Origin of the sequence: Phytopseudomonas punonensis, from assembly GCF_900142655.1 — a bacterium.
In the GTDB taxonomy this organism is placed as follows: domain Bacteria; phylum Pseudomonadota; class Gammaproteobacteria; order Pseudomonadales; family Pseudomonadaceae; genus Aquipseudomonas; species Aquipseudomonas punonensis.
This window is the reverse complement of sequence record NZ_FRBQ01000001.1, coordinates 836,904-854,695: the sequence shown is the minus strand read 5'-3', so window position 1 is coordinate 854,695 and position 17,792 is coordinate 836,904. Positions and strand designations below refer to the sequence as shown.

The window sequence follows — 17,792 nt, the reverse complement described above, 5'->3', positions numbered from 1 at the left end:
GTCCTGTGCGACAAGAGCCTTGTCGATGGGGAGCGATGCTGCGCGTGGCATTATCCGGGGGTTAACTAGGGCTCGCAAACATTAAGTAGCGATTTTCTGATGGATGACCCGTTTCGCTTGGTTCTCGTGAATGTCATCAAGTTTTGCCTAGTATCAATGTACTAGTTGAAGAGGAGGTTCGGATGAGGCGCGTGGTTTTCAATCAGAAAGGTGGGGTAGGCAAGTCCAGCATCGCCTGCAATCTGGCGGCAGTCAGCGCTTCGCAAGGTTATCGAACGCTGCTGGTGGATCTCGATGCACAGGCCAACTCTTCTCACTACCTCACGGGGCTGACCGGCGACGACATTCCCATGGGCATCGCCGACTTCTTCAAGCAGACGCTGTCCAGCGGGCCGTTCGCCAAGAAGGGCAAGGTGGATATCTACGAAACGCCCTTCGACAACCTGCACGTGATCACCGCTACGGCCGAGTTGGCCGAGCTGCAGCCCAAGCTGGAGCAGAAGCACAAGATCAACAAGCTGCGCAAACTGCTCGAAGACCTCTCCGAAGATTACGAGCAGATCTACCTCGATACCCCGCCAGCGCTGAATTTCTATACCGTTTCAGCATTGATCTCCGCTGATCGCGTGCTGATTCCCTTCGATTGCGACACCTTTTCGCGCAATGCGCTGTACGGCCTGCTGCGCGAGATCGAGGAGTTGAAGGAAGATCACAACGAGGCGCTGCAGGTGGAGGGCATCGTGGTCAACCAGTTCCAACCGCGCGCCTCGCTTCCGCAGCAGCTGCTGGACGAGCTGGTCGCCGAGGGGCTGCCGGTATTGCCGGTCAACCTGATGAGCTCGGTGAAGATGCGCGAATCGCACCAGGCCTGCACGCCGCTGATCTTCCTCGACCCGCGCCACAAGCTGACGCAGCAATACGTCGAGTTGCACGACCTGCTGCAGCGCGGCTGATTGCATATTCCTGGGTATCGCTACGCTCAACCGCAGGCTACGGCCTTATCCTTTCGGTAGCCCGGCGTTGAGCGCAGCGATACCTGGGGCCGTATCAACGCACCACAAACACGTCGCACGGCGCCTTGTGCAGAAAATGCTGGGCCAGGCTGCCGAGCAGCGCCTGGCTCAGGGCGCCGCGGCCATGGCTGCCGAGTACCAGCAGATCGCTGTTACGGTCTCTGAGCTGCTCCTGCAGGCAGCGCAATATGCCGCCCTGATGCACCGCATGGCTAATGGTCGGGCCATTTGGCGGCAGCTTTTGCGCTTCATCCTTTAGCAACTGATCGATCAGCGCCTGCTGAATCTGCAATTGGCTGTCGACCTGTTCGCGGCTGCCCTTGGCCGGTTCAAAAACATGCACCGCATGCAGCTCTGCGCCTTCTGCCAGCAATCGGTAAGCGCCCGCCAGCGCGCTACAGGCGCACAGCGAGAAGTCGATAGCGGCTACGGCCTGCTTATACGGGCCGGGACTCGAATGAGCGACCAGCAACAGCGGCACCGGGCAATTGCGGGATATGCGGTCGAGGCTGGTGCCGGAGAAGAACTCGTGACGCTCAAGATGCCCGCCAAGCACCAGCAGGTCGTAATCGCCTTCTTGCAGGTGCTGAAGCACCACTTCCGAAGGTTTGCCACTGCGCAGCTGCAGGGTGCTGTCCGGCGGCGCGAACCCGCTGATGCTCTTATCCAGCACCTGCCGGGCCTGATCATGGGCCTGCTCGCTCTGGGTCGGGTCGAGCACATGCAGCACGCTCAGGCGCGCGCCATGTTGCTGCGCCAGTTGGGCGGCTCGGCGCAGCGCCAGGTCGGCGGTGCTGCGCAGGTCATGGGCGATCAGTATGTGCTTGAACATGGCGCCTCCCGCCGTGCTATCCATCCGGGCGCTCTCGCCCGCATAGTCCCTCCATGGATTAGTCGGCTTTTTGACCTGTGGCAAGGTCAGGTGTCAGCCGGCTCGCTCGCTTAGCCCTAGACGCCCTGGCTATTGAGCCAGGCAAGCAATTGGGGCAGGGGCAGGGCGCCGCTCTGCCGGGCCACTTCCTTGCCGTCGCGGAACAGGATCAGGCTCGGAATCGACCGGATGCCCAACTGCGCGGAAAGTTGTTGATGGGCTTCGCTATCCAGCTTGCCCAGGCGGCAGCGGGTACGCAGCTCGCCCGCGGCTTGGCTGAAGGTTGGCGCAAAGCTGCGGCACGGCCCGCACCAGGCTGCCCATACATCGACCAGTAGCGGCAGATCGCCTTTGAGCTGCGCGCTGAAGTTGCCCTGGCCGAGTTCGAAAGGCGCACCTGGCAGCACCTCGGCTTTGCAGTGGCCGCAGCGCGGCGCTTCGCGCAGGCGGGCGGTGGGAATGCGGTTAAGGCTGCTGCAGCTGGGGCAGGGGATAATCGCTGAGTCACTCATTGCGGGCTCCGAATAGGTTTGCATGGCCGAAGCCTATGGGCTGTGGCACGCCATCGCAAGGCGCCGGCAAAACCTCTCTGCTTCAATTCGTTATGCCGGACGGCACCAGCGTTATTGGCGCACGAGCGTTATGATGGGCCGTTTGCAGTTCTGGAGTGGCAGTGATGACGGCGGTGAAAAAATGGATGCGCCTGGGCGGCCTGGTGGTGGCGGTGATCGCGCTGACCTTTTTCGCCCTGCGCATCTATGACGCCCATAACAAGCCCGATCTTGGCCCGTGGCATACCTTCGTGCCGCGCGAGCTAAGTGCCGACGAACTCGATGCTGCCACCTGGCAGGATTATCTGCTTGCCGAGCAGGCGCTGTTCGCGGCGTTGCCTGCCAAGGTCTACCAGCGCCTGGACGATGCCGAGCGTGTGCCAGACAACCGCTATTTTGCCGACAGCCCGCTCAACGCCTCGCGCTTCGAGTGGGACTGGAACCGCTCTTACGTGCTGGAGCCCGAGGGCAAACCGAAGGGCGCCGCGGTGATGCTGCACGGGCTGACCGACTCACCCTACAGCCTGCGACACATCGCCGGGCTGTATCGGGATGCCGGCTTCGTGGTGATAGGCCTGCGCCTGCCCGGCCATGGCACCACGCCTGGCGCGCTGACCAGTGTGGCCTGGCAGGACTGGCTGGCCGCTACCCGCCTGGCGGTGCGCGAGGCCAAGCGGCTGATCGAGCCTGGCGACGAGCTGCAATTGGTCGGCTACTCCGCTGGCGGTGGCCTGGCGCTCAAGTATGCGTTGGACGCACTGGGCAACGATCAGCTGGCCCGGCCGACGAGGCTGACCCTGATTTCGCCGATGATCGGCGTCGCCGGTTACGCCCGCTTCGCTGGGTTGGCTGGGCTGCCTGCGGTATTCCCGGCGTTCGCAAAAGCGGCCTGGCTGGACGTGCTGCCCGAGTACAACCCGTTCAAGTACAACTCCTTCGCCCTCAATGCCGCGCGGCAGTCGTACTTGTTCACCACCGCTCTACAGGAGCAGATCGCCGTTCTGGCTGGGCGTAATGCCCTAGGGGAGTTGGCGCCGGTGCTGACCTTCCAGTCGTTGGTCGATTACACCGTGAGCACGCCGGCGGTGGTCGATGCGCTGTATGAGCACCTGCCTGATAACGGCAGCGAACTGGTGCTGTTCGATCTCAATCGTTTCGTCGACTTCGGCCCGCTGCTCGGCGCTCACGCCAAATCGCCAGGCGACTTGCTGCCCGTGGCACCACGGCGTTATCGCACCACGCTGATCGGCAACGTTTCACCGCAAACCCTGGACGCCGCGGCACGGACCACCGAGGCGGGCGCCACCGAGGAACAGCTCACACCCATCGGCCTGGCCTTTCCCCGTGAGGTGTTTTCGCTGTCCCACGTTGCTTTGCCATTCCCGATGAGCGACTCGCTGTATGGCTTGCAGCCTGACGAGCCGGAAGATTACGGCGTGCACCTCGGCGCGCTGTCCATTCGTGGTGAGCGCGGCGTGTTGCTGGTGAGCATGGAGGCGCTGCAGCGGGTGACTTCCAATCCCTTCTACCCGTACATGATCGAGCGGCTGCGCGAGCATGGGGGATTGCGGGGGAATTAGCTGATTGAGGGAGAAATGCGATCTCCTGTGGGAGCGCGCCATGCGCGCGAATTCGCGGGCATGGCCCGCTCCCACAGTTAATCTGCTGCCTCAGTTTCCGTAACTTCGGCCAGCCTTAGCGGCCGCCGCCAATGTTTGCAGCTGCGCCATCAGGCGCTTGGCTTGCTCTCGTCCGCCTCACCCTTGTCCTTCTTCTCCTTGACCACGAAATAGAACTCTTCGCCGTGTTTCACCGCGCCGTAGAGCACCGCTTTCTCGATCAGTTCGGTGCCGCGCAGGTCGCGCAGCATCATCGGGCCCTTGCGCAGGTCGCGGTACAGGGCCACGCAGATTAGGGCTATCACTACCCCGAAGACCAGGGCGAGCAGGCTGGTGAAGCCGAGCATGGCCCAGTCCAGCTTATCCTCTATGGGTTCTTGTTGGTCTGGCCACGCAAGTGAGGCATACCCTGGCCTGTCGCGCTTGCACGGTGCGCGCGATTTCGCGTCACGATGATGCGTACCCGCCACACGCCTGCGCTGTCTGTGAACGCCTCGCACCGTTCTTGTAGCGACTTTTCAGCGGCGCAAAAACGCAGAAAGCACCCGAAGGTGCTTTCCCGTTGCCGCTGCGGGTTGTAGCTAGTTGCTGCTCAGGCCCGCTGCCTTGGCGCGTGCCGCATGCAGCTTCTTGTAGCTATCGACCAGGCGCAGGTGACGGTCGAGCCCTTCGAGTTGCATGCTGGTCGGCGTCAGGCCATGGAAGCGTAAGCTGCCGGCTACCGAGCCGATGGCTGCGTCCATGCGCTCGTTGCCGAACATGCGCCGCAGGTTGTGCTCGAAGTTGCTCAGCTCCAGGTCATCCTCCAGCTGAATTTCCAGCACGGCATTCACCGCCTGATAGAACAGGCCGCGCTCGACGGTGTTGTCGTTGTATTGCAGGAAGGCCTCGACCAGCTCCTTGGCGTCGTCGTACTTCTTCAGCGCCAGGTGAATCAGCAGCTTCAGCTCAAGAATGGTCAGCTGGCCCCACACCGTGTTGTCGTCGAACTCTATGCCGATAAGCGTGCTGATGTCGGTGTAGTCGTCGACCTCGGTGTTATTGAGGTTGCGCAGCAGCGACTTGAGCTCGCGGTCGCTGAGCGTGTGCAGATTGAGGATGTCCTTGCGGAACAGCAGCGCCTTGTTGGTGTTGTCCCAGACCAGATCTTCGACCGGATAGATCTCCGAATAGCCAGGCACCAGAATGCGGCAGGCGTTGACGCCGAGGTCATCGTAGGTGGCTACGTAGACTTCCTTGCCCAGGTCTTCGAGGATGCCGAACAGCGTCGCGGCTTCCTGTTCATTGGAATCTGCACCCTCGCCGGAGAAGTCCCACTCGACGAACTCGAAGTCCGCCTTGGCGCCGAAGAAGCGCCAGGACACCACACCGCTGGAGTCGATGAAATGTTCGACGAAGTTGTTCGGCTCGGTCAGCGCCAGGCTGTCGAAGGTCGGCTGCGGCAGGTCGTTGAGGCCTTCGAAGCTGCGCCCCTGCAACAGCTCGGTGAGGCTGCGCTCCAGCGCCACTTCCAGGCTTGGGTGCGCGCCGAAGGAGGCGAACACACCGCCGGTACGCGGGTTCATCAGGGTCACGCACATCACCGGGAATTCACCGCCCAGCGAGGCATCCTTCACCAGCACCGGGAAGCCTTGCTCCTCCAGGCCCTGGATGCCGGCGACGATGCCCGGGTACTTGGCCAGCACCTCCTGCGGCACATCCGGCAGGCACAGCTCGCCTTCGAGGATTTCGCGCTTCACCGCCCGCTCGAAGATTTCCGACAGGCACTGCACCTGGGCTTCGGCCAGGGTGTTGCCAGCGCTCATGCCGTTGGACAGGTACAGGTTCTCGATCAGATTGGACGGGAAATACACCGTCTCACCATCGCTCTGGCGCACGAACGGCAGCGAGCAGATGCCGCGCAGCGTGTTGCCCGAGTTGGTGTCGTACAGGTGCGAGCCGCGCAGCTCGCCGTCCGGGTTGTAGATGGCCAGGCAATGCTCGTCGAGGATTTCCTCGGGCAGCGCATCCTTCGGGCCCGGCTTGAACCAGCGCTCGTTCGGGTAATGCACGAACTCTGCTGCCGCGATGTCCTCGCCCCAGAACTGGTCGTTGTAAAAGAAATTGCAGTTCAGCCGCTCAATGAACTCGCCAAGCGCCGAGGCCAGGGCGCTTTCCTTGGTCGAACCCTTGCCGTTGGTGAAGCACATAGGTGACTGCGCATCACGGATATGCAGCGACCAGACGTTGGGCACGATATTGCGCCAGGAGGCGATCTCGATCTTCATCCCGAGATCCGCGAGGATGCCCGACATGTTGGCGATGGTCTGCTCCAGCGGCAGATCCTTGCCCGGGATGTAGGTGGTGGTGTCGGACACCGGCATCAGCAGTGCCTGGGCGTCGGCGTCGAGGTTGTCGACTTCCTCGATGATGAACTCGGGGCCTTGCTGCACCACTTTCTTCACGGTGCAGCGGTCGATGGAGCGCAGAATCCCCAGGCGATCCTTCTCGGAAATGTCCGCCGGCAGTTCTACCTGGATCTTGAAGATCTGCGCGTAGCGGTTCTCCGGGTCGACGATGTTGTTCTGCGACAGGCGAATGTTCTCGGTGGGGATATCCCGCGTCTGGCAGTACAGCTTGACGAAGTACGCCGCGCACAGCGCCGAGGAGGCCAGGAAATAGTCGAACGGCCCCGGCGCCGAGCCATCGCCCTTGTAGCGAATCGGCTGATCGGCGATCACCGTGAAGTCGTCGAATTTGGCTTCGAGGCGAAGGTTGTCGAGAAAATTGACCTTGATTTCCATGGAGCGGCACCGGCAAGCAAAACGAATGGCCGGCATTATCCGGGTTTTCGCGGGGAAGTCTCGTGCGGAGCCTGGATGGCGGCTGAGTGGCGGCCCCTTGGCTGAATACCTCGAAAAGCCGCTTTACCAAGAATTTCTATACGCATAGATTGTGCGCATTACCTGGCAAGGAAACTCTCATGCTGCCTTCATACGATCTCAATGCCCCCAAACGAGCCGCTAACCTTCGCATCAATGAAGATCTGCTCAGCAAGGCCAAGTCGCTCAACATCAACCTCTCCGCCACGCTGGAGAAGGCCTTGGCCCAGGCGCTAAAGGAAAAGCAGCGTGAGCAATGGCTGGCAGACAACCGTCAGGCCATCGCTGCCTACAATGAGCATGTAGAGTCCAATGGCGTGTTCAGCGACGAATTGCGGAGCTTCTGATGGCGCAGTTTGCCGTTTATAGAAACCTCAATTCTGCCACCAGGGCCGCCGTGCCGCTGCTCCTCGATGTGCAGAGCGACCTGCTCGCGGAACTGGGTACGCGGGTTGTCGTGCCACTCTATGCAGCCAGCGCCATGCAGGGAAAAGTGCTGAGAACCCTCACTCCGCAGTTTGAAATTGGGGGGGAGCCCTACGTGATGATGACGCCGCAAATGGCTGGTATTGCCAAAAAACAGCTGGGTGCCATGGTTGCGGATTTAACTGCGCAGCGTGATGCAATCATCGCGGCGCTCGATCTGCTCATAACCGGTATTTGAGCAACCTTGTCCCGAGGTGTAGGGCGTATTAGCCGCAGGCGTAATCCGCCGAAAGAAGTGACATCACAACGCTCCTCACGAGGCGAAGCGTTCTGCCTATCAGCGGATATAGTCGGTTCGCGGTAAGCGATGGATTACGCTCCGCTAATCCATCCTACGGGCTAATTCCGTCTTACCGCGTTGATTGTCAGCCTTGCTTGAGTACCGCCGGCTCGGCCAACGGTGCCTGCCATAGCTGCACAAGGTAGTGATCCTCTCCGTCGAGACCATCCTCGGAGAGCGTGTCGGCGCCGGAAATCGACAGTCGAACCCGGTAAGTGCCCGGGGCTAGGGCGAAGCGCGCTGCGTCCGGGAAATAATCCGTACAGCCAGCGACCACCAGGGTGCCGCTGCGCGCATCGAGCGAGCCTTCGACAACGTGATCAGAGCCGGTGGTATCGGCGCTTGGCGGTTGCGCGAGGATTTCGAGCGTCACGGCAACGTCCATATTGCGCAACGTACCGATACCCACGACGCCATCGGCCACGGCCAGCATCCGTTCGACGGCTTCGGTGCTCCAGGCTTGGGACAGGTCACCGGCGGCTGCTTCATCCTGTAGGTAGAACTGGTGGTAGTCGGCGAACAGGGTGAGCTGATGGGTTTGCATGGGTCGACCTGTTTCAAGGGGTGGCAAAGCAAACGGTTCTGATCGGGGCTCACTGCTCGATCTGTCTTTACGTGCGGGGTTCAGCGTTGACGGTCGTTGCGCGGTGCTTTTTCCAACACCGACAAATCCTGCACCCAAGGCAGCGCCGCTTCGCACCACTTTTGCCAGGTCGGCTGCAGTTGCTGCGACTCGGCTAGCACACCTACGCGCAGGCCATAGGCGGTCGGGTTGTCGGCATCATAGGTGAACAGCTGCGAACCGCAGTCACCACAAAACGCCTGGGCGCGACGCGAACCGCTTTCTGCCACTTTCACATACACCTTGGGCGTGCCGCGCAGCAGGGCGAACGTACCGGGCAGCGCTGGCGTGGAAACCCGAAACGCCGTGCCGGTGAGCTTCTGGCAGTCGTGGCAATGGCACACGCTGGTCAGTTGCGGATCCGTTTCTGCAACGAAGGCGATGGCGTCGCAGTGGCAGCTACCGTGGACTTTCATGATGGTCACCTGTGGGCTGAGGCAATGAGGTCGATTCTGCTGTTTACCGGGTGAGCATGGAAAGGGCATGCCGCTGCTGCGTTTGCCCGGGCTTTGCCTGCACTCAGGACGAACAGCGGATCGACAGATGCTTGCCCCAGTCCAGCGGCCGCTGCGCGTAATGCTCCTTGCCCGGCTGCTCGTCGAATGGGCGGTTCAGCACCTTATGCAGTTCACGCACTGGCTCGTAATCGCCCGCTTCGGCGGCAGCAGCGAGAGCTTCCTGGGCGAAGTAGTTGCGTAGCACGTCGAGCGGGTTGACCGCGTGTACGCAATTTGTAGGGTCAAAGTGACTGATTCTGGGAAGCGCAATCAACGACTTTGACCCTATCGATTTTCAGAGGCCGGATATACGAATGCAATCGCGCTAGCTACAGGTGCATAAGAAAAGCGTTGCTCACTACTTGTGGGGAGAGTTTATATATACTTGTTAGGCGGACTTGACTACAGCTTCGTAAGCCTCTGCTAGCAATGGGTGCATTTTTTCCCAAGATGTATTCATTTTTAGAACTAGATCGTTTGCCTTGTCGCTGTCTAAGTCTCGGTTATCGCGAGTATATAGATATAAATCGAGCACAGAGTTTGAGTAAATCTCAACTTCTTTGAATAATTTGTTTGCGCCAGATAGAGAGGCTATAGCTTTGGCCTGATTTATAGTGATATATGATTCGAGTATTAATTTTAGGCCGTCTGGGTTGTCGCCGTTTATGCCTGAGTAACTGTGAATGCCTCGGTTGAGAGCTGCTGAGGCTTCTTCGAGTTTGCTTGAGATTTCTCTCAAAAGATTTTTTCTATCGTCACGAGCCATTTTGAAAAGCTCATGCCTTTGATTTTTATTGGTCACGACGAACATCGTTATTCCGCTAATAATAGCGCCTAGACCAATTTTTATTGCGGAGTCAATGATCTCAAGAGTTGTAACCATGCTGCGATTTCCTGTGGAGTTGCCTAACGTTTGGTTAAAGGGCGGGCTTTAGCCCGTCCCGGCGAGCGACTTGAACCAGTAGTTAGACATAAGGTTACGCAGAGCGCCGCTCGACTAGTATAAGTTTTGTATGTTTATTTTGATTTTCAACAAGAGACTCTGCGCGATATATTTTAATGAATGAACGGAGAGAGTCGAAAGCAAAGAAGCCGAAAGTGGGGATTGTTATTGCGGAAAATATAAGAACCTGCTTTGTTTCGGAATTTAGAAGCTGCTGTAGCAGGAACGGAGACATTGCAGTAAAGCCGCCTAAAACATAAATTATGATGTATGCGGCTTTTCGCCAGGTTCTAGCCCACGGCTTTTTATATTTATTTGCGAAATCAATTTTAGTGCTCTCATTTTCGCCTAGGTGTTCTAGATACTTTCTAGAAAGAGTGTAATCTTTTAAGCATCTGCCGGGGTTTTCAAGCGAAAGAATATATTCAATCTCTTTGCTTTTGATTGAGGCTGTGCCTGCTACTGCGTAATAGCCTTTTTCAATTGCTAATGGATGAAGCTTCGGTTCCTGGGTTAAGTCTCTTAAGAATTCTTTAGCAAATCGATATTCATCGCGGAGCTTTACTTTGCTTCCTGCGGATAGGTCAAATATTACTTTTGCTGCCCCAATAATTCCGAATATAACTGTGATTATTTTAACTGTTGTTTCGATTTCCACAGACTTCTTCCTTGTGTCTAACTCAGAACTAACCGGCGCTGCGTGGCTTTATTGCGCAGCGTCCAGCGACTGAAGGAGCGAGGTTGAGCGCCATGTTAGACTTCACAGCGCCGTTTCAATAGTATGAAGTTAGTTTAGGCTCATAGCTTGCAGTGATGTCCTTTGTGGACTCTTTCTACGAAGGTACGAAGCTCGCTGAGCCGCTCGTCACCAAGTGAAACACTAGACAGTAACTTGGTTACAAACTTTGGCCCGTGCGAACCAATTTCCGGACAGAAACTTTCAATTTCGCCAACTGGAACTAAGAATATTCCAATCGCCTCTAATTTGTCTCGAAGATAATTGTAGTCCTGCTGAGCATCTCCTTTCGGAATTCCACGCGTACCGTATTTTTTTACTTCCGTCCAAGGTTTGCCTTGCTTCATCGCTTCGATAACGTCTCCTTTAGGAAGATTGCCATCGCCAGCCTTTCCCAGTATTCCTACGATATCTTGCTTTATTTCGGCTATTGTTTTTGCCTTAATTCCGCTTCGCACCGCAGCATCCACGCGCGTCCATAACGGTTCTACTTCATCCCATCGACCGCCAAACGCTTCGACAGTGGACTCGACTAAGCTACGCTCGGCCAAGAAGTCGATATCAAAAACCGCTTTGACCGGCACACCGATTTTGCGCAAAACCACAGCAACTTTCGGGATGCCATGTTTTCCCCCTGTGGGCACATATGCAGTGTCTTGCCATTGTTGGGCAGCGTTAGTTGACAGGTGGTCCGCAACGGAGTTGATCAACCGACAGTCGCTGTCATCCTCACAAATTATTGTTTGTTCGTGAAAAATACCTTCGAGCGCATTGGAGTAGCGGAGTTCGGGCTTTTCCCATAGCTCTTTGATAACTGCCGGGGCCGCTTCAGACACTAGATTGACGTCTCCTTCGCGACGGATACGCAAAATCCGCACGTTGCCTTTTGTCCCCTCCAAAAAACCGCGCATGATGTCGCTGCTATGTGTTGCCACTATCAGTTGCCCACTAACTTCAGCAGCGAGCGTCTCACCCAAGCGACGCATTTGTGGTGGATGCAAAAATGCTTCGGGCTCATCAATCAAAGTGACATCTCGGTTAGCCACAACGGCTTCAAATAAGATGCCTGCATAGCTCTTCATTCCATCACCTTGCTTGTCAAGAAGAGGGTTTTCTCGGACGGCCATAACATAAGAGTTGCTAACGCGATCAACGCCAACTTCGACTGTTGGAAGCTCTCCTACATGAATTGGAAGGTGACTTCCTCCGCGGAAATCAAACATGATTTCCTTGCCAAATGCACGTTTAAATAGCGCACTAATTTTGGTCATTAGCGCCTCGTCGTCATACAAAATGTGCTGTGGCTTCGACTTTTGATCACCTGGCGCTATGCTGCTCTGTTGCGCGCATATTTTCAATCGATCATCAGCGGCAATCTTCTTTATAAAACCATGCACCAAACCATGGATAAGATACGGCTGGCTCCAAAATTGGAGATAATTTTCTTGGATTGTCCAATCTTCGTAACGATATGCCCCTTTCACAAAGCTCCCTTTATTCTCTAAGAAGTCGCGGAGATCAGCTGCGTTACCTTCCTTTGAGATATCTACCCTCGCCATTACTAAGGGTCGCTCTTTATTTTCATTTTGACTGAGAGACAATATTTCGCGAAGCGATTGTGACTTTCCACTATTGTTGGGTCCAACTAGGATTATCTTTTCTTTTGGATCAAGCGAAAATTCGCTGCCACCTGAGAACACTAGTTTCGCTATTGATGCTGAAGGTTTTTTCGACACTTTTGGTGAGCTCCGCTCTTGTCTATTTTTTCTGTGGTGATCTGTACGATGGCAGGCACACTGAAATCTAAAAGTGATTAGATGGAATTCTTCATTAGTGCGTTATTGCGGAATTTCGCATAACGTCGCTGACTCATTGGCGATGCAGGCTGGATTTTCAGAAAAAACAATAACTTGAGGTGTGAGCATGCACAGCTCTCGCGTATTCGCGCGACTTGTGTTTTGCACAGCACTTCTGCCCGGCGATGTGGGCGGTGAGGTCGTGGCGCAGGTGCGGAGAAGGGCGAGGTGCACTGCAAGTTCCTTTTGGCAATGGTTTACGCGTGCGGACATCCAGCCGCAGAGGATTTTGACGATAAGAGGTTGCCCGGCAAACAGCAAGTATCTGTCGGGCAATATGCTGCACTAAGCAGAGTTATGCGTGCGTACGCGTTGGCGGATTACGCCTTTGGCTAACTACGTTGCGGGCAACGCTTTAATCGGTGTCTGGTTGGCTGTTGCCGTCTGCGGCGAATAAGCGCTCAGCGAGGGTGTTGCCTCTGTTCAGGCCCTCTTCCGTCAGCCACACGGATTTGTTTTTGCCCCGTGGGTCGTCGATCAATCCTTGTTCATGCAAGGCATTCATCACATCGAAGTCGTAGCCTTTCCAGGATCGCCCACCGTCGAAGCTGAATGTGGTCAGCAGCGCCAGCACGGCTTCTTCGATACGTTTTTCGTCGTAGTTCATCGGTTGTCTCCTTTGCAGGTTTCAAGATGAACAGCTGATTTCCAGATGCTTGCCCCAGTCCGGTGGCCGCTGCGCGTAATGCTGCTTGCCCGGCTGCTCGTCGAACGGGCGGGTCAGCACCTGATGCAGTTCTCGCACTGGCGCGTAGTCGCCCGCTTCGGCGGCGGCGATGGCTTCCTGGGCGAGGTAGTTGCGTAGCACGTAGAGCGGGTTGACCGCGTGCATGCGCGCCTGGCGTTCGGTTTGCTCGAAGCCTTCGCGCTCCACGCGGGTCCGGTAGTCGGCGGCCCAGGCGTCGAAGCCCTGGAGGTCGACGAAGTCGTTGCGCACTACCTTTAGCGCCTCGGCTGGCGCCTGGTCGCCCAAGTGGCGGAAGAACAGCGAGTAGTCGGTGGCCGTGCCGGCTTGCATCAGGGTCAGCAGGCGCTGGATCAGTTCTTCGTCACTATCTTCGGCGCTGGTGAAGCCCAGGCGTTTGCGCATCAGATCGTGATAGTGGGCCTGATAAATTGGCAGGAACAGGTCGAGGGTTTCACTCAGGGTGTCGACTTCCACCAGTGATGTCAGCGCCTGGGCCAGGGCCGAGAGGTTCCAATGGGCGATGGGCACCTGGTTGCTGAAGCTGTAGCGGCCGGTGTCGTCGGAGTGGTTGCAGATGTGCTTGGCATCGAAGTCGTCGAGAAAGGCGTAGGGGCCGAAGTCGAAGGTGATGCCGAGGATCGACATGTTGTCGGTGTTCATCACCCCGTGGCAGAAGCCGTAGGCCTGCCACCAGGCGATCATCTCGGCGGTGCGCTCCAGAACCGCCTTGAGCAACACGGCGTAAGGTTGCGGCTGCTCCAGGCAGGCCGGGTAGTGATGTTCGATCACATGGTCGGCGAGTTGCTTGAGCTGCTCATGCTGGCGCGTGTAGTAGAAGTATTCGAAGTGGCCGAAGCGGATATGGCTGGGCGCCAGGCGCACCAGCATGGCGGCAGTTTCCTGCTTCTCGCGCCACACCGGCGTGCTTGAGCCGGTTACGCACAGTGCTCGCGAGCTGGGAATGCCGAGGGCGTGCAGCGCTTCGCTGGCGAGAAACTCACGGATCGACGAGCGCAGCACGGCGCGGCCGTCGCCCATGCGCGAGTAGGGCGTCATGCCGGCGCCCTTGAGGTGCAGGTCCCAGTGTTCGCCGGCATCGTTGAGCACTTCGCCGAGCAGCAGGCCGCGGCCATCGCCGAGGCGCGGCGAGTAGCCGCCGAACTGGTGGCCGGAATAGACCATGGCGCGCGGCTCGGCGTCGCTCCACAGCTGGTTGCCGGAGAACAGCTCGGCGAACACCTCGCGCTGCGCTTGCTGCGGGTCGAGGTCGAGCAGGGCCAGGGCGCTTTCGCTGACCACTACCAAACGCGGCTCGGCGATTGGCTCGGGCAGTATGTGGGTGGAAAACCCGTCACCCAGGCCGGCGAAGCGATTGTCGAAGGTCAGGGTGTCGAGGGTTTTCACGGTTTGGCCTCGTCTTTTTTCTCGGCTTGCTCGGCATTCGCCAGTTGCTCGTCGTCGAGCTTGAGCGTGTCGTGCGGTGCGGCGGCGCGGCTGAGGACGATGTCCATTTTCGGCGTGCTGGACAGGTTGATGTCGTTGTCGGCGAACAGCTGGTCGATGCGACGGTTGAGCTCATCGGTGGCGACGCCGCGGTCGCCCAGTTCCTTGACGTAGAACTTCAGCTCGTGGGTCAGGCCGTCGGGTGCGTACAGGCTGAGCTGGGCGGTCGGTGCCGGGTCGCGCATCACCCGGGAATTCTCCTGGGCTGCCTGCAGCAGCAAGGTGCGTACCTTCTCCAGGTCGGCGCCGCGGTTGACCTTGAAGGTCAGCACGATGCGGGTCACGGTATCGGTCAGGGTCCAGTTGATCAACTGGCTGGTGACGAACGTCTTGTTCGGCACGATCACTTCCTTGCGGTCACTGTCGATGATGTGCGTGGCGCGGATGTGGATGCGCTTCACGGTGCCTGTCACGCCGCCGATGGTCACCAGATCGCCGATGCGCACCGGGCGTTCGAACAGGATGATCAGGCCGGAAATGAAGTTGGCGAAGATTTCCTGCATGCCGAAACCGATACCTACCGACAGCGCGGCGACCAGCCATTGCAGCTTGTTCCAGCTGACGCCAAGGGTCGACAGGGTGACCACGATGCCGGTGCCGAAAATCACGTAGGAGAGCAGCGTGGTGGTGGCGTAAGCGCTGCCCTGAGCCAGGCGCAGGCGCGAGAGCACCAGCACTTCCAGCAAGCCTGGCAGGTTGCGGCCCAGAGCCATGGTGATGGCCGCGATGATCAGCGCATACAAGGCGTCGAGCAGGCTGATCGGGATCAGCGAAGTAGCGCTGCCGACCACGGCGCTGCTGTTGTATTCGTACAGGGTGATGTTGTCGAGGTAGGCAAATACCGAGATCAGGTCGGCCCACACCCAGTACATCGCGCCGATGAAGCTGCCCAGCAGGGTCAGGCGGATCAGGCGCAGGGATTGCTGGTTGACCTGCTCGATGTCCAGCGTCGGCATTTCGAGCTGAATCTCGGTGCCTTCACTGTCCTCGGTGGTCTGCGCTTCGCGCTTGCTGACCGCGCGCTGGTACGCCAGGCGCCGCGCCGCTACGGCGAGGCCGCGCACGAACACCGCCTCGACCACCAGCCAGATCAGCAGCAGGTAAAGGGTGTCGATCAGCCGGTCGCTGAGTTTCAGGGCGGTGTAGTAGTAGCCGAAGCACACCGCCAGGAACAGGCCCAGCGGCAGCATGCTGAACAGCACGCCGATGAACATGCGGAAGGTCGAGGCGTTCTCGCGGGCCGGGCCGCGCAGCAGCAGTTTCTGCAGCAGCCAGATCATCAGGCCGTAGCAGGTCAGTACCACGGCGATGCCGATCACGTCGTCGGAGAGGCTCGACGGCTGGAATTCGGCGACGGTCACCACCGCCACCAGCGCCATCACCACCACGCCCAGCCAGCGGATCTGCCGGTGCAGGTACGCTACGTGGGCACGCGCCCAGTGGAAGTGCAGCTCGGCCACGCCGCCTGGTGTGAAGATGCGGTACACGGTGTAGAACACCAGCCAGGCCTGGGCCATGCCGAGGAACGCGGAGCCGAGATTGACGTTCAGGCCGCGGGCGTCCATTTGCAGGGCGAAGCCGCACAGCGCCAGGAGCAACGTGCCGGGCAGTGCCAGCAGTACGTTGAGAAGGATCGCCACCGGCGTGTGCAGCTGGCTGTCGCGCCTGAAGTGGCCGATGTCCTTGTGCAGATCGGTGAGCTTCTGGCTCAGGTAGCGGCGCTTGAACAGCAGCAGGCCCATCACCAGCAGCAGCGGCAGGAACAGCAGAGGCCGCTCGATCAGGCCGGCGCCGAGCTGGCTGATGTTATCCAGCCACGGCAGGTCGGAGATCTGCCGTTGCAGCTGGGCTGGCGCGGTTTTGAACCAGTCGAGGTTGAGCGGGTTGTTGCTGGGAATCCAGAACATCTGCTCGTCGAGGGTCGCGCGCAGTGCGGTGGCGGTGTCCTTGAGCTGCTTCTGATTGAGCTGCAGGGTGATCGATTCGTTGAGTAGCGAGTTGAGCTCGCGGTTGAGGCGATCGTGCAGGGCGCGGCGGGTGTCGATCAGGTCCAACAGCGACTCGCGCAGCTCCGGCGTGACGTTTTCCGGCGGCTCGGCGGCCAACTGCTTGTCGACGTAGGCGCTTGGGTTGGAGATCTGTTCGCGCTGCTGGTTGAGTTCGAACTGGTAGAGGCGAATGTCGGCGATTTCGTCGGCCAGCCCGTTATCGAGCTTGAGTTTGGGCAGCGACTGCCTCTGCTTGTAGAGAATTTTCGACAGCAGCAGGCTGCCCTGCAGCACATTGATCTGCTCGTCGAGCGCCTGGTCGGTCTGGTTTACGGTGTCGAGCTGCTGCTGGGTGCGCAGGTTGAGCTGGGTCAGCTCGTTGAGGCGGTCGGTGCCGCGCAGCAGGTAGTCGGAAAGCTTGAGATTCAGTGCGCTCTCGCGCGACAGCAGGCTGTCGGAGCCGCCAACCTTCTCGGCTTCCATCGACTGCTCGGCGACGGTTCGTTCGGACTGGTCGCGACGCTTCTCGTTGATCAGGTTCTGCAGCTCCTGCAGCTCAACGTCCAGGCGCCTGACACGCTCGTCGAACAGATCGCGCTGGGCGCTGCCCAGGTCCTGCATCACGCTGTTGCCGGCCATTTCCTGGCGGCGCAGTTGGGTCAGGGCGCCGAGCTGGGCGAGCTCGGCCTTGAGTTGGTTGACCCGCTCGGCACTTAGCGGTTTGCCTTCTTCACGGCCGTTCTTGAGCTGCGAGTTGATCTGCTGGGCGCGGGTCTGGTTGCTGCTGATTTCCGCCTGAGCGCGCTCCGGGCGCGTCTGCGCGGTGACGATCAGGGTGTTGGCATCGTTGAGCTGCTTTTGCCAGTCACTGAGTTGCGCACTGCGTTCGCTGAGCATCTGCTCCAACTGGGCAACGCTGCTGCCGGCATAGCGCTGCGCCACGGGCACCACCTTGGTGGCCTTGAGCTTTTCCAGTTCGCGGTGGGCATCCTGAGTCTGCCGGGGCGCCTGGGCCAACTGCTTCTGCAGGGCGGCCAGCCGCTGCTGGCTATCGGCCTGGGCGTTGAGCGAGTCCAGGGTTTTTTCCAGCGTCTGGCGCACTTGGCTCTGCTCGGGCTCGACCAATTTGCGGTCGGCCAGGGTGTCCAGGCTGCGCTGGACGTCAGCGGCAGTTGGGTTGGCGTCGGCCCAGGCAGGTGAGTTGGCCAGGCACAGGCCCAGCAGGAAAACGGCAAGCAAACGACGGAAAGAGAGCATGGTCATGATCGCGGGGGTGGA

Annotated in this window: 15 protein-coding genes and 2 pseudogenes; 4 read left to right on the top strand and 13 right to left on the bottom strand. The window is 58.7% G+C overall.

The features are described 5' to 3' along the window. The first annotated feature begins 182 nt into the window (after positions 1 to 182). Positions 183 to 953, top strand: coding sequence for a ParA family protein (locus tag BUC40_RS03825; RefSeq protein ID WP_073262755.1), 771 nt, complete (start codon positions 183 to 185; stop codon positions 951 to 953). 94 nt (positions 954 to 1,047) lie between these two features. Here BUC40_RS03825 and BUC40_RS03820 read toward each other — a convergent pair whose 3' ends face one another. Further along, positions 1,048 to 1,845: a universal stress protein gene (locus BUC40_RS03820; protein ID WP_073262753.1), complete on the bottom strand. Its 798-nt coding sequence runs from the start codon at positions 1,843 to 1,845 to the stop codon at positions 1,048 to 1,050. Between the two features lie 116 nt (positions 1,846 to 1,961). After that, entirely contained in the window at positions 1,962 to 2,396 is a 435-nt protein-coding gene (gene trxC / locus BUC40_RS03815; RefSeq protein WP_073262751.1) for a thioredoxin TrxC, read from the bottom strand. Positions 2,397 to 2,560: 164 nt separating this feature from the next. On the opposite strand from trxC, the gene BUC40_RS03810 reads away from it, so the two are divergent. After that, positions 2,561 to 4,015, top strand: coding sequence for an alpha/beta hydrolase (locus tag BUC40_RS03810; protein ID WP_073262749.1), 1,455 nt, complete (start codon positions 2,561 to 2,563; stop codon positions 4,013 to 4,015). A 149-nt stretch (positions 4,016 to 4,164) separates the two neighbouring features. Here the strand turns inward: BUC40_RS03810 and BUC40_RS03805 are convergent. Next, positions 4,165 to 4,389 (bottom strand): annotated as a pseudogene (locus BUC40_RS03805) (FtsB/FtsL family cell division protein); the annotation flags it as partial. 246 nt (positions 4,390 to 4,635) lie between these two features. Continuing rightward, entirely contained in the window at positions 4,636 to 6,837 is a 2,202-nt protein-coding gene (locus BUC40_RS03800) for an OsmC domain/YcaO domain-containing protein (protein ID WP_073262747.1), read from the bottom strand. Positions 6,838 to 7,016: 179 nt separating this feature from the next. On the opposite strand from BUC40_RS03800, the gene BUC40_RS03795 reads away from it, so the two are divergent. Then, positions 7,017 to 7,262 carry a type II toxin-antitoxin system CcdA family antitoxin gene (locus BUC40_RS03795; protein ID WP_073262745.1) on the top strand — a complete coding sequence of 82 codons (246 nt, stop codon included), beginning with the start codon at positions 7,017 to 7,019 and terminating at the stop codon, positions 7,260 to 7,262. Then, positions 7,262 to 7,579: a CcdB family protein gene (locus tag BUC40_RS03790; protein ID WP_073262744.1), complete on the top strand. Its 318-nt coding sequence runs from the start codon at positions 7,262 to 7,264 to the stop codon at positions 7,577 to 7,579. The genes BUC40_RS03795 and BUC40_RS03790 overlap by 1 nt, the downstream gene beginning before the upstream one ends. A 187-nt stretch (positions 7,580 to 7,766) precedes the next feature. Here BUC40_RS03790 and BUC40_RS03785 read toward each other — a convergent pair whose 3' ends face one another. The 9 genes and pseudogenes from BUC40_RS03785 to mscK form a co-directional block, all read right to left on the bottom strand. Beyond that, on the bottom strand, positions 7,767 to 8,225 hold the full coding sequence (locus tag BUC40_RS03785; RefSeq protein WP_073262742.1) for a hypothetical protein: 459 nt from the start codon (positions 8,223 to 8,225) through the stop codon (positions 7,767 to 7,769). Positions 8,226 to 8,305: 80 nt separating this feature from the next. Continuing rightward, positions 8,306 to 8,719, bottom strand: coding sequence for a GFA family protein (locus BUC40_RS03780; protein ID WP_073262740.1), 414 nt, complete (start codon positions 8,717 to 8,719; stop codon positions 8,306 to 8,308). A gap of 103 nt (positions 8,720 to 8,822) precedes the next feature. Continuing rightward, positions 8,823 to 9,029, bottom strand: a pseudogene (locus BUC40_RS03775) (hypothetical protein); the annotation flags it as partial. 159 nt (positions 9,030 to 9,188) lie between these two features. Then, complete coding sequence (locus BUC40_RS03770; RefSeq protein ID WP_073262738.1) at positions 9,189 to 9,683, bottom strand: hypothetical protein; 495 nt, start codon at positions 9,681 to 9,683, stop codon at positions 9,189 to 9,191. Between the two features lie 94 nt (positions 9,684 to 9,777). Continuing rightward, positions 9,778 to 10,401: a hypothetical protein gene (locus BUC40_RS22615; protein WP_139272104.1), complete on the bottom strand. Its 624-nt coding sequence runs from the start codon at positions 10,399 to 10,401 to the stop codon at positions 9,778 to 9,780. A 140-nt stretch (positions 10,402 to 10,541) separates the two neighbouring features. Next, positions 10,542 to 12,215, bottom strand: coding sequence for an ATP-dependent nuclease (locus tag BUC40_RS03765; protein ID WP_167369133.1), 1,674 nt, complete (start codon positions 12,213 to 12,215; stop codon positions 10,542 to 10,544). Between the two features lie 475 nt (positions 12,216 to 12,690). Further along, on the bottom strand, positions 12,691 to 12,942 hold the full coding sequence (locus tag BUC40_RS03760) for a DUF6429 family protein (protein WP_073262734.1): 252 nt from the start codon (positions 12,940 to 12,942) through the stop codon (positions 12,691 to 12,693). A gap of 21 nt (positions 12,943 to 12,963) precedes the next feature. Further along, positions 12,964 to 14,427 (bottom strand): protein adenylyltransferase SelO, encoded by a 1,464-nt coding sequence (gene selO, locus BUC40_RS03755; RefSeq protein WP_073262732.1) that lies wholly within the window; start codon positions 14,425 to 14,427, stop codon positions 12,964 to 12,966. Continuing rightward, on the bottom strand, positions 14,424 to 17,777 hold the full coding sequence (gene mscK / locus BUC40_RS03750) for a mechanosensitive channel MscK (RefSeq protein WP_073262730.1): 3,354 nt from the start codon (positions 17,775 to 17,777) through the stop codon (positions 14,424 to 14,426). Before mscK ends, selO begins: the two co-directional genes overlap by 4 nt. Positions 17,778 to 17,792: the final 15 nt, after the last annotated feature.

Bases quoted from the DNA above. Each gene is read 5' to 3' on its own strand.
- BUC40_RS03760 (WP_073262734.1), bottom strand. From the start codon at position 12,942: ATGAACTACGACGAAAAACGTATCGAAGAAGCCGTGCTGGCGCTGCTG.
- BUC40_RS03785 (WP_073262742.1), bottom strand. From the start codon at position 8,225: ATGCAAACCCATCAGCTCACCCTGTTCGCCGACTACCACCAGTTCTAC.
- trxC (WP_073262751.1), bottom strand. From the start codon at position 2,396: ATGAGTGACTCAGCGATTATCCCCTGCCCCAGCTGCAGCAGCCTTAAC.
- BUC40_RS03800 (WP_073262747.1), bottom strand. From the start codon at position 6,837: ATGGAAATCAAGGTCAATTTTCTCGACAACCTTCGCCTCGAAGCCAAA.
- BUC40_RS03790 (WP_073262744.1), top strand. From the start codon at position 7,262: ATGGCGCAGTTTGCCGTTTATAGAAACCTCAATTCTGCCACCAGGGCC.
- BUC40_RS03770 (WP_073262738.1), bottom strand. From the start codon at position 9,683: ATGGTTACAACTCTTGAGATCATTGACTCCGCAATAAAAATTGGTCTA.
- BUC40_RS03810 (WP_073262749.1), top strand. From the start codon at position 2,561: ATGACGGCGGTGAAAAAATGGATGCGCCTGGGCGGCCTGGTGGTGGCG.
- BUC40_RS03780 (WP_073262740.1), bottom strand. From the start codon at position 8,719: ATGAAAGTCCACGGTAGCTGCCACTGCGACGCCATCGCCTTCGTTGCA.
- BUC40_RS03825 (WP_073262755.1), top strand. From the start codon at position 183: ATGAGGCGCGTGGTTTTCAATCAGAAAGGTGGGGTAGGCAAGTCCAGC.
- BUC40_RS03820 (WP_073262753.1), bottom strand. From the start codon at position 1,845: ATGTTCAAGCACATACTGATCGCCCATGACCTGCGCAGCACCGCCGAC.
- mscK (WP_073262730.1), bottom strand. From the start codon at position 17,777: ATGACCATGCTCTCTTTCCGTCGTTTGCTTGCCGTTTTCCTGCTGGGC.
- BUC40_RS03795 (WP_073262745.1), top strand. From the start codon at position 7,017: ATGCTGCCTTCATACGATCTCAATGCCCCCAAACGAGCCGCTAACCTT.